This is a genomic window from Blautia difficilis, assembly GCF_014297245.1.
Lineage (GTDB): Bacteria > Bacillota > Clostridia > Lachnospirales > Lachnospiraceae > Blautia_A > Blautia_A difficilis.
In genome coordinates, this window is record NZ_JACOQG010000050.1 from 1 (window position 1) to 9,399 (window position 9,399).

Below are 9,399 nucleotides of genomic sequence, written 5' to 3' on the forward strand. Positions count from 1 at the left end.
CGTTGTGCATGAGTGCAGCTATGACGAGAACAAGACCCGCAGACAGGACATTGAGATTTATTATTCTTTTGTTGGCAAGGTGGACTTGCCCGAATAACCGCCCGACCTATCCGACACAAGAGCTAAGTGCCGGATAGGAACGGCAAAATTTTTTACACTTCTATTGCTTCTTTATAGCACATCAGTAAAGTCACAAGGAATAAAACAGTTCATGGCTAATTAAAGGGAACAAAAAGAAAGGGAATGCACAATCCAGACGGTATCAGCGGCAGGCTACAAGAATAAATTGTGATTTCACAAGATTGGTGTTATAATAAGAGAAAAGTTCCTGCCGGGGCAACCGCCCCGGTGGTATGGATAGAAAGGCAGGAAAACAATATGCACATCAGCTATAAACCACTCTGGCACACACTGTTAGAGCGTGATATGAGAAAAGAGGATTTAAGGCTTGCTGCTGGTATGACAACAAATATGATTGCCAACATGAGCAAAGAGGGAAAGCACATCAGCATGGATACATTAGCCCGTATCTGTGAAACTCTGAATTGTGAGATTACTGATGTGATTGAGTTAGTACCAGACGAGCCTGCTTCCACAGGAGGTAAGGAACATGAGCGAATTGAAACCAAGAATAACGGAAAACGGAATTGATTATATCCTTGTCGGAGATTACTACATTCCAGGCTTGAAACTGCCGGAGGAACACCGCCCTATCGGAAAGTACGGACGAATGCACCGGGAATATTTAAGAGAAGTCCACCCAGCCAGATTGAATACATTGATACTGACCGGAGAATTGTTGACATATCTTGCAGACCTGAATGAACAGGCACAAAAACGGTTAGACACTATCATGGAGCAGATGAAAGCTACCGAGGGCGTGACAGAGGAATTGAAGTGTACCCGACAAATGGAATGGGTGCAGCGTTGCAATAACATTCACAACAGGGCAGAAGAAATTGTTTTGTATGAGATGATTTATTCATAACGGGAGCAATTAAATCGGAGGTATATAAGATGATTGAAATTGTATTTGGTGAAAGTGCCTGTGGAAGTTTGAAAATTGCCCAAACTTACGGCAAGGGAAAGTATAGAGGAAGTGCTGTTTCAATATTTATGAGGCACGAAGACGGGAGTGTTCCATCTTCAGATGAAATGAAAAAGGCACAGCTTCAAGCACAGGAACAAGAACGCATTGCTTGGGAGAATGCTATTCCATTGGGAGGCAAGAGCAGTGATGTTTATTGTTTTGATATGGCTCTTAGTGTGGGAGATATTTCTGATAATGGAATTGGCGAACAGCGGAAAAATATTTTCAAGAAAATGCTGTCTGTCTGCTTTGTAGAGGATTTAGATTATCAGGTTGAAGAAAAAATACAGAAAATTAAAACTACATTGACCTCAGTGATTGAACGATATGTAGCTGGGGAAGAAATTCGCATTTGGTATAGCTATAATCCAGATGAGCTTTGTGGTATGTATTGGCTTATGAAACAACTTCAACCATTAAACTGCCAGACAACAATTTATTTGGTTAAGTTACCTACATGGGAATATGGAAAAGAAAATACTATGACATCCAAAATAGCATGGGGCGAGGTCTCTCCTGGCGAATGGGGAAACTATATAACTCTACAAGAGAAAGCTAATCCTGTATTTCTTTCAGCTTGTACTATGAAATGGAATCAACTTCAAAATGAAAATGCACCTTTGCGTGCAATGTTAAATGGTAAATTGCAAAGCGTTTCAGAAGATATATATGATAGTTTCATTCTTCGTGAAATTGCGGAACAGCCAGAGCAATTCAAAATGGCTATTGTCATAGGTAATGTTTTAGGAAAATATCAACTTGGAATTAGTGATGTATGGATTTCCAATCGCATTGATAAAATGCTTGAAGATGGTGTGTTGGAAATTATACAGGACGCACCAAAGGGAGAAACAAATTATCGCCGAATATTAAGAAAACGAATGAAATAATAACCACAGCACAAACCGCTGCTACATGGAATCCAACAAACCATGCAACAGCGGTTTTCCTTTACCGTTTTTTCCTCTGGCTGATAGGTGTTCCCATTTTCTTTGATTTTTTGAGAATACGAATGAACCAGCGAAATTCTTCTTCTGACAGGTTTTTATAGTTGATACCAAGCTGCTTGCAGTAAAGGATAACCAGTTTTTCATCTCGACTGCCCTTGAAATTTTCGACCGCTTCCAGATTTTCTTTCAGTTCATCGGCAACGGTAGTTTGGGGCGCACTCTCGCTGTCCTTTTTGTGGAATTCCCGAATATCCCGGATAATCAGGTTGAGGTCATCCAGAACCATGTGACTGAAATACTCATCATCACTGATATGTGCGGCTTGCAGCACCTTCAAATGCGGGTCATCTTCGCCGGGGCGATACCGTTCAATAATTTCATGCCGGACGGTATCAACAAGGGAGTTGAGATTTTGGATTTGCATGGTGGCAATCCCGTCCACATAAATCTCAATGTCCGCAAGAAACTTGATAAAGTCCTTATGGGTGGCAAGTTCGCAGAGCAGACGGTTGTTAATCCGACCGCTTTTCAGCAGTGCCACCATCTCATCGTTCAAATGCAGCTCCGTCAGTGGCGTGTTGATCTGCTCCCTGTTCTCTGTCCGGCACAGCAGATAATCGACGGAAACCCCATAGAAGTCTGCCAGCGTGATAAGGTTGCCATGATTGATTTCCTTATAATCCTCTTTTTCATAACTGCCAAGGGCTGATTTAGAAATGCCCGTCAGCTTTGATAGTTCTTCCAGATTTAAGCCTTTGTCTTTGCGGAGTTCCCAAAGGCGTTCCTGTATGCTTGTTGCAACTTTCATGGGCGCACGCTCCTTTCCGGTGGTTTTATTTCTGCCGTTTAACTGGATTATATCACACTTTCCGCAATCGTGGAAATTTCTGATTTTCCCCCTGATTCCTACTTTGTGGATATACGGCACAGGGCACAAAAATGTTCTATGATACAGGTAGTTCATCGATGGATTATTCCAATCGAATGACCAGCCTGTGTGGGATATGCTTCCCCGGCGATGTAGCGCCATGACTTTTGGCAGGGATATGGAGGAACCCTGACCGAAACGAGCGTACCAAAGGGAGCGATACGCCGCTGTGAGATTCAGGGGAGGAACGACACCGGGGAGAACTGGCGAACTGACACCGAAATGATACCGAAACACGACAATTTGATAGGGAGATAGTCTACCCTATCGCTGAGACTTCGGGAGATTTTAAGCGGCTCTATGGCTGTAATTTTGCCGAAAATCGCCCCGAAACCATACACGAAAACGGGAGGAAACGTAACATGCCGAGAATGAGCAAAAAGCGGAAGCATGAGCTTTCCTTTTACCTCAATGACCGGGGGCGTGTCACTTACAACGAATTATGCCGGAAATGCCAGCATGGGTGCAAGCAGAGCTTCCGGGCGGTTGTGATTGACTGCCCCCGTTATTTATCCAAACGAGCAAAGAAAAAGGAGGAACACACCGAATGAATTTTGAATTTATGACGATAGACACACCATTGCCGCCCTGTATGCCATTTCCCAGAGCGTTGACAGGATTTCCAGTCAGCAGCACCGCAAAGGTCATGTACTGCCGGATGTTGGACGCTATGCTTTTCAGAGGGCAGGCGGACGAGAACGGGATTCTTTTTGTCTGCTTCCCTATCACAGCCATTGCCGCAGTCCTGTCCCGCAGCCTCATGACGGTCAAGCGTTCTTTGAATGAACTGGAAACCGCCGGACTTATCATGCGGGTGCGTCAGGGCGTGGGAGAACCGAACAGGATTTATGTGCTGATACCGGGAAAGGAGGGCGCTACCCTTGCCTGATACCTCAAAGCTGGGAAAGCTCAACCGGGAGTTGGAGAAAAGCGAAAAGAAACTGCGGAAAGCCATCAATGATGAAAAGGCATTGCAGCACCAGTTGAAGCAGCTTACCCGAAAGGAACGGACGCACCGGCTCTGTACTCGTGGCGGTATGCTGGAAAGTTTTCTGCAAGAGCCGGAACGCCTGACGGACGATGATGTCATGCTGTTGCTGAAACTCATTTTTCACAGGCAGGACACGCAAGATATATTGAAAAAACTGCTGGAACGGGAGAAGCCGGAAACCCCTTAGTTTACTAAGGGCGCAATTATACACCACCCAGAGGTTGGTGCATTGCGTTCTCCGAAGGCTCCTTGCAGGAGGGCTGTGATTTTCCGCAGCCACGGTCTGCTCCAAATCAAACAGGGGACGCTACACTTCCCCTGCGCTGGCTGCCGCCAGCTACCCTTTTGTGGACTTGCCATCTGGGGACACCTTGCGTTGCAAGCTGTTCCCAGCCGATAAGTTTCATAAAATATAATGCAAATGGAAAGCTAACTTGACATAAAAGAACTATGTGATATAATGGAAGCATGGAAAGTTAACTTTCCATAAGAGAGGAGGATGACATGAAAAATCGCCTGGAAGAATTACGAAAGCAACGAGGCATAAAGCAAGAAGATTTAGCAAATGCATTGGAAGTATCACGACAGACCATCGGCTCTTTGGAAAACGGACGCTATAACCCATCTATTCAGTTGGCATTTAAGATTGCCAGATATTTCAACATGAGTATTGAAGAAATTTTTATTTACGAGGAGGATTGATTATGAAAAAAAGGTTGTTGATTTTAATGACAGTTACAGGAATGATTATTCTACTGGGAGGATTGCTAACATACGGTTTGGGAGTACATGAAATAATACCTGTGCCACGTCCCGACTTAATAGTAGTAGGTACATCTCTCATTGGAATTTTGCTGATTGTATCTGGTGTGTGCGACTTGTTCGTTAAGAAAACCAAAGAAATGGAAATAGAGGAAAATGACGAGAGAAATATTTCGCTTAGTAATGCTGCTATGGCAAGTGGCTTCAAGGTAATGAATGTTACGATTGCTGTTTCTATTTTTGCTTTGATTTTCACCGGATATATGACAGTAGTCCCATGTTTCACTATTATTGGGGCTTATGCTATTGGACAAATTGTATTTATTGTGCGACTTTGGTACTTGCACAAAACTATGTAAATGTATTACTAAATACCCGCCGCCCCCAGCGGCACAACAAGCAGGAAATCTGAAAAGGTATCCTGCTTTTTCTATGTCCAAAAACGGAAAGGAGGAACACAAAATGCCCTGTCCACACAACGAAATCTCTATTGTGCAGCGCAGCCACCGCCAGTCTGCGGTTGCCGCCGCTGCTTACCAGAGCGGCGAAAAGCTGTTCTGTGAATATGACCAGGAAGTAAAACACTACCCGGAAAAGCGTGGTATCGTCCACAATGAAATCCTGCTCCCGGCAAACGCTCCCCTGGAGTACACAGACCGCAACACCCTCTGGAACGCTGCCGAAGCTGTTGAGAAGCAATGGAACTCCCAGCTTGCAAGGCGGTGGGTGCTTTCCATTCCCAGAGAGATACCGCCCGACCAGTACGCCGCCCTTGTACGGGATTTCTGCCGCCAGCAGTTTGTTTCCAAAGGAATGTGCGTGGATTTTGCCATCCATGACAAAGGGGACGGAAACCCACACGCCCATGTCATGCTGACCATGCGGGCAATGGATGAGCGTGGGAAATGGCTTCCCAAGAGCCGCAAGGTCTATGAACTTGATAAGAACGGGGAACGAATCAAGCTCCCGTCCGGCAGGTGGAAAAGCCACAAGGAAGATACGGTTGACTGGAACGACCGCAAATATGGCGAAATCTGGCGGCATGAATGGGAGGTCATCCAAAACCGCTATCTGGAAGCCAACAACCGCCCGGAACGAGTAGATCTCCGTTCTTACGAAAGACAGGGGCTTGATATTATCCCTACCGTCCATGAAGGGGCTGCTGTCCGGCAGATGGAAAAGCGTGGGATTCAGACGAACATCGGCAACCTGAACCGAGAAATCAAAGCCGCCAATAGTTTGATGAAGTCCATCCGGCAGCTTATTAAAAATCTCAAAGGCTGGATTGCGGAGCTTAGCGAAAAGCGGAATGAACTGCTTGCCCAAAAAGCTGCGGAGGAAGCGGTCTTTCTTCCCAATCTGCTGATGAAGTATATGGAGATACGAAAGGCAGAACGGAGCAGCTGGACACGGGCGGGACAAAGCCGGGGGACTTCCAAAGACTTAAAGGCAGTCAGCGAAGCCCTGTCCTATCTCCAGAGAAAGGGACTTTCCACCGTGGAGGATTTGGAAAACTTTATAGAAACGTCCGGGAAATCTGCCGCCGACTACCGAAAGCAGATGAAGCCAAAGGAAACCCGCAGCAACGTGATTGACGCTATCCTTGCCGCCCGGACGGACTGTAAGGAATGTAAGCCCGTTTATGAGAAATACCAGAAGATATTTTTCAAGAAAACTAAGGAAAAATTCAAGCTGGAACACCCGGAGGTTGCCCGGTTTGAGAAAGCCAGTGCCTACCTTGCCAAGCACCCGGACGATAAGGACAGCACGAAAAAGGAGCTTTTGCAGGAACAGGCGAAGCTTGTGGACGAAATCGCAGACTTGAAAGTACCGTTGACCGAGGTGCAGGAAGATTTGAAGAAGCTGTGGGACATCCGCTACTGGGTACGGAAAGCCACACCCGGCACAGAGGAAAGCAAAGAGCCGCCCAAGAAGCAGCCCCTCAAAGAAGTCTTGCAGGATAAGGCTGACGAGAAGAGAGCACAGAAAAACGCCCCGGCGCAGACGAAACACAAACAACAGGATATGGAACTTTAACAGGCACTTGCCATTTTCAGATTGAGAATGATAAGTGCCTTTTCTTTTTTACAAGGAGGAATTGATTTGAATGTATTTGAAGCTGTGAAGCAGTCCGTTACGACAAGACAGGCTGCGGAGCATTACGGAATCCGGGTAAACAGAAACGGGATGGCTTGCTGCCCGTTCCACAACGATAAGACCCCCAGCATGAAGCTGGACAAGCGTTTCCACTGCTTCGGATGTGGTGCAGATGGGGATGTGATTGATTTTGTAGCTGCCCTGTACGGGCTGGGGAAAAAGGAAGCCGCCGCACAGTTGGCGAGTGACTTCGGGCTTGCCTATGAGGACTGGAAGCCACCGGGCAGGGCAAGGAAGCCCAAGCCCCGGCAGAAATCCCCGGAAGAACAGTTCCGGGAAGCAAAGGCACATTGCTTCCGTGTCCTTGCCGATTATCTACACCTCTTACGGGTATGGAAAACCGACTATGCCCCGCACTCCCCGGAGGAAGCGTTTCATCCCCGGTTCGTGGAAGCCTTGCAGAAGCAAGCCCATGTGGAATATCTGCTGGATGTGCTGCTGTTTGGGGATACGGAGGAAATCGCTTCACTGATTACGGAACATGGAAAGGATGTGATACAGCTTGAACAGCGAATGGCAGAGCTTGCCGCCGCAGACGCAGCAAGAACTAAAAAACACCATGAACGCCATGCAGCCGCCCCAGAGCGTTGAGGAAGTAAAGGCAACTCTGGAAACCACCGAGAAAGGCGGTGTCCGCCAGAGCATACGGAACTGCCTGACCGTATTCCAGCGTGACCCGGTGCTTGCCGGGGCAATCGCCTATAACATCCTGACCGACCGAAAGGACATCATAAAGCCCATCGGTTTTCACAGAGAAAGCACAGCCCTGACCGATACAGACATGAAGTATCTGCTTCTCTATCTGGAGGAAACCTACGGGCTGACCAGTGAGAAAAAGATTGAAACCGCCATCGGGATTGTGGCGAATGAGAATAAGTACCACCCCATCCGGGATTTTCTGAACAGCCTTGCATGGGACGGGACGGAGCGCATCCGCTTCTGTCTGCGGCACTTTCTGGGGGCGGATGTGGACGATTACACCTATGAAGCCCTAAAGCTGTTTCTTTTGGGGGCGATTACAAGGGCATTTAAGCCCGGAAGCAAGTTTGAAATCATGCTGTGTCTGGTAGGCGGTCAGGGGGCTGGCAAGTCCACCTTCTTCCGTCTGCTGGCAGTCCGGGACGAGTGGTTTTCCGATGATTTGCGGAAGCTGGACGATGATAACGTGTACCGCAAGCTGCAAGGTCACTGGATTATCGAAATGTCGGAAATGATGGCAACCGCAAACGCCAAGAGCATTGAGGAAATCAAGTCGTTTTTAAGCCGGCAGAAAGAGGTTTACAAGATACCTTATGAAACCCACCCGGCAGACCGCCCCCGTCAGTGCGTGTTTGGCGGCACTTCCAATGCCCTTGACTTCCTGCCCCTTGACCGTTCCGGCAACCGCCGCTTTATCCCCGTCATGGTGTACCCGGAGCAAGCCGAGGTTCACATTTTGGAGGACGAAGCTGCTTCCAGAGCCTATATCGAGCAGATGTGGGCAGAAGCGATGGAGATTTACCGAAGCGGCAGGTTCAAGTTGGCTTTCAGCCCCGCCATGCAGCGGTATCTCAAAGAACACCAGCGGGATTTTATGCCGGAGGACACCAAAGCCGGGATGATACAGGCGTATCTTGATAAGTACACCGGGAGCATGGTCTGTTCCAAGCAGCTCTACAAGGAAGCCTTGAACCATGCCTTTGACGAGCCGAAGCAATGGGAAATCCGGGAAATCAACGAGATTATGAACCAGTGCATTTCCGGCTGGCGGTACTTCCCGAACCCAAGAATGTTTTCCGAATATGGCAGACAAAAGGGCTGGGAGCGTGAAAACCCGGCAACGGACTCCGGCAACCCGTCTGAAAAAACGATGGACGGTTTTGTGGAGGTCACAGAACAGATGGAGCTTCCGTTCTGAAAATGGCAGCCCGTTGCACCCCCTGTTGCTATCCCGTTGCCGAGCCGGTTGCCGGGGAAAATCCCGAAACTATCGGCTTTTCTCCCCTATGACAACCAAAACAACAGAAAAATAAAAGAAAAGTATAAATAGTAACCATCGCCAGATTGAGATTGTTTGCAAGGTCTTTTGAAGCCCGTTGCCGGACTTCGTTGCCGACACCCTCTGTCTGGCTATTTTCATGTATGGAGGATAACTGCCTATGGCAAAAAACAAAACAGAGATTCATGTTACAACGGTATTTGACGGGGAACTGGACGCAACCGATGTGTTCGTCAGCCTGATTTCCCAGAAATACGGTAAGACAAATACGAAAGAATATCTTGCTAAAAGGAAAGATATGAGCTATAATGAAGATGAGGTTCAAAAGAGCCAGATACCGTCTGGATTGTGTGGGTAAATGGCTATGATGAACGAAATGGAATACAGAACAATCGGTTCGGCACTTGCCGGAGGGTATCGTGCAGCGGTCTATTGCAGGCTGTCAAAGGACGATGACCTGCAAGGCGAAAGTGCCAGTATCGCAAACCAGCGTGATATGCTGGAAAAATACTGCGAAAAGCAGGGATGGGAGGTTGTGGCAGT

General features: G+C 47.5%; 15 protein-coding genes and 1 pseudogene. 15 read left to right on the plus strand and 1 reads right to left on the minus strand.

The genetic code is table 11. The annotated features are described in order from the left end of the window. From H8Z82_RS16060 to H8Z82_RS16075, 5 genes and pseudogenes are all read left to right on the plus strand, one after another. Positions 1-97: DUF4368 domain-containing protein (locus H8Z82_RS16060; RefSeq protein ID WP_186995675.1), on the plus strand; the 97-nt coding region annotated here is incomplete at its 5' end. Between the two features lie 36 nt (positions 98-133). Then, positions 134-217 (plus strand): annotated as a pseudogene (locus H8Z82_RS18125) (Maff2 family mobile element protein); the annotation flags it as partial. A gap of 161 nt (positions 218-378) precedes the next feature. Then, complete coding sequence (locus tag H8Z82_RS16065; protein ID WP_002593556.1) at positions 379-651, plus strand: helix-turn-helix domain-containing protein; 273 nt, start codon at positions 379-381, stop codon at positions 649-651. Then, on the plus strand, positions 611-988 hold the full coding sequence (locus H8Z82_RS16070; RefSeq protein WP_005335912.1) for a TnpV protein: 378 nt from the start codon (positions 611-613) through the stop codon (positions 986-988). Before H8Z82_RS16065 ends, H8Z82_RS16070 begins: the two co-directional genes overlap by 41 nt. Before the next feature lie 29 nt (positions 989-1,017). After that, entirely contained in the window at positions 1,018-1,980 is a 963-nt protein-coding gene (locus tag H8Z82_RS16075; RefSeq protein ID WP_005335911.1) for a DUF3658 domain-containing protein, read from the plus strand. A gap of 61 nt (positions 1,981-2,041) precedes the next feature. On the opposite strand, the gene H8Z82_RS16080 is transcribed toward H8Z82_RS16075, so the two are convergent. Next, positions 2,042-2,848: a helix-turn-helix domain-containing protein gene (locus H8Z82_RS16080; protein WP_008372835.1), complete on the minus strand. Its 807-nt coding sequence runs from the start codon at positions 2,846-2,848 to the stop codon at positions 2,042-2,044. Positions 2,849-3,330: 482 nt separating this feature from the next. Between H8Z82_RS16080 and H8Z82_RS16085 the strand changes: the two genes are divergently transcribed. From H8Z82_RS16085 to H8Z82_RS16130, 10 genes are all read left to right on the plus strand, one after another. Continuing rightward, positions 3,331-3,519: a hypothetical protein gene (locus H8Z82_RS16085; protein WP_002304353.1), complete on the plus strand. Its 189-nt coding sequence runs from the start codon at positions 3,331-3,333 to the stop codon at positions 3,517-3,519. After that, on the plus strand, positions 3,516-3,857 hold the full coding sequence (locus tag H8Z82_RS16090; RefSeq protein WP_005335900.1) for a DeoR family transcriptional regulator: 342 nt from the start codon (positions 3,516-3,518) through the stop codon (positions 3,855-3,857). The genes H8Z82_RS16085 and H8Z82_RS16090 overlap by 4 nt, the downstream gene beginning before the upstream one ends. Next, a complete protein-coding gene (locus H8Z82_RS16095; protein WP_005335898.1) occupies positions 3,850-4,146 on the plus strand; it encodes a DUF3847 domain-containing protein in 297 nt (98 codons plus the stop codon). The genes H8Z82_RS16090 and H8Z82_RS16095 overlap by 8 nt, the downstream gene beginning before the upstream one ends. A 317-nt stretch (positions 4,147-4,463) precedes the next feature. Beyond that, the gene (locus H8Z82_RS16100; protein ID WP_002595107.1) at positions 4,464-4,661 is read left to right on the plus strand and encodes a helix-turn-helix transcriptional regulator; all 198 of its coding nucleotides are present in this window, start codon (positions 4,464-4,466) and stop codon (positions 4,659-4,661) included. Positions 4,662-4,663: 2 nt separating this feature from the next. Continuing rightward, entirely contained in the window at positions 4,664-5,080 is a 417-nt protein-coding gene (locus tag H8Z82_RS16105; RefSeq protein ID WP_002595106.1) for a hypothetical protein, read from the plus strand. A 103-nt stretch (positions 5,081-5,183) separates the two neighbouring features. Next, the gene (mobQ, locus tag H8Z82_RS16110; RefSeq protein WP_002595105.1) at positions 5,184-6,758 is read left to right on the plus strand and encodes a MobQ family relaxase; all 1,575 of its coding nucleotides are present in this window, start codon (positions 5,184-5,186) and stop codon (positions 6,756-6,758) included. Between the two features lie 66 nt (positions 6,759-6,824). Next, positions 6,825-7,469 carry a CHC2 zinc finger domain-containing protein gene (locus tag H8Z82_RS16115; protein WP_002595104.1) on the plus strand — a complete coding sequence of 215 codons (645 nt, stop codon included), beginning with the start codon at positions 6,825-6,827 and terminating at the stop codon, positions 7,467-7,469. Next, positions 7,438-8,775, plus strand: a complete 1,338-nt coding sequence (locus tag H8Z82_RS16120; protein WP_186995677.1) for a virulence-associated E family protein — start codon at positions 7,438-7,440, stop codon at positions 8,773-8,775. The genes H8Z82_RS16115 and H8Z82_RS16120 overlap by 32 nt, the downstream gene beginning before the upstream one ends. Positions 8,776-9,016: 241 nt before the next feature. Then, a complete protein-coding gene (locus H8Z82_RS16125) occupies positions 9,017-9,214 on the plus strand; it encodes a hypothetical protein (RefSeq protein WP_003020324.1) in 198 nt (65 codons plus the stop codon). Continuing rightward, the coding region (locus tag H8Z82_RS16130) for a recombinase family protein (protein WP_186995676.1) at positions 9,215-9,399 on the plus strand (185 nt) is incomplete at its 3' end.

Coding starts and splice junctions, on each gene's coding strand:
- H8Z82_RS16065 (WP_002593556.1), top strand. CDS start 379: ATGCACATCAGCTATAAACCACTCTGGCACACACTGTTAGAGCGTGAT.
- H8Z82_RS16070 (WP_005335912.1), top strand. CDS start 611: ATGAGCGAATTGAAACCAAGAATAACGGAAAACGGAATTGATTATATC.
- H8Z82_RS16075 (WP_005335911.1), top strand. CDS start 1,018: ATGATTGAAATTGTATTTGGTGAAAGTGCCTGTGGAAGTTTGAAAATT.
- H8Z82_RS16080 (WP_008372835.1), bottom strand. CDS start 2,848: ATGAAAGTTGCAACAAGCATACAGGAACGCCTTTGGGAACTCCGCAAA.
- H8Z82_RS16085 (WP_002304353.1), top strand. CDS start 3,331: ATGCCGAGAATGAGCAAAAAGCGGAAGCATGAGCTTTCCTTTTACCTC.
- H8Z82_RS16090 (WP_005335900.1), top strand. CDS start 3,516: ATGAATTTTGAATTTATGACGATAGACACACCATTGCCGCCCTGTATG.
- H8Z82_RS16100 (WP_002595107.1), top strand. CDS start 4,464: ATGAAAAATCGCCTGGAAGAATTACGAAAGCAACGAGGCATAAAGCAA.
- H8Z82_RS16105 (WP_002595106.1), top strand. CDS start 4,664: ATGAAAAAAAGGTTGTTGATTTTAATGACAGTTACAGGAATGATTATT.
- mobQ (WP_002595105.1), top strand. CDS start 5,184: ATGCCCTGTCCACACAACGAAATCTCTATTGTGCAGCGCAGCCACCGC.
- H8Z82_RS16120 (WP_186995677.1), top strand. CDS start 7,438: ATGAACGCCATGCAGCCGCCCCAGAGCGTTGAGGAAGTAAAGGCAACT.
- H8Z82_RS16125 (WP_003020324.1), top strand. CDS start 9,017: ATGGCAAAAAACAAAACAGAGATTCATGTTACAACGGTATTTGACGGG.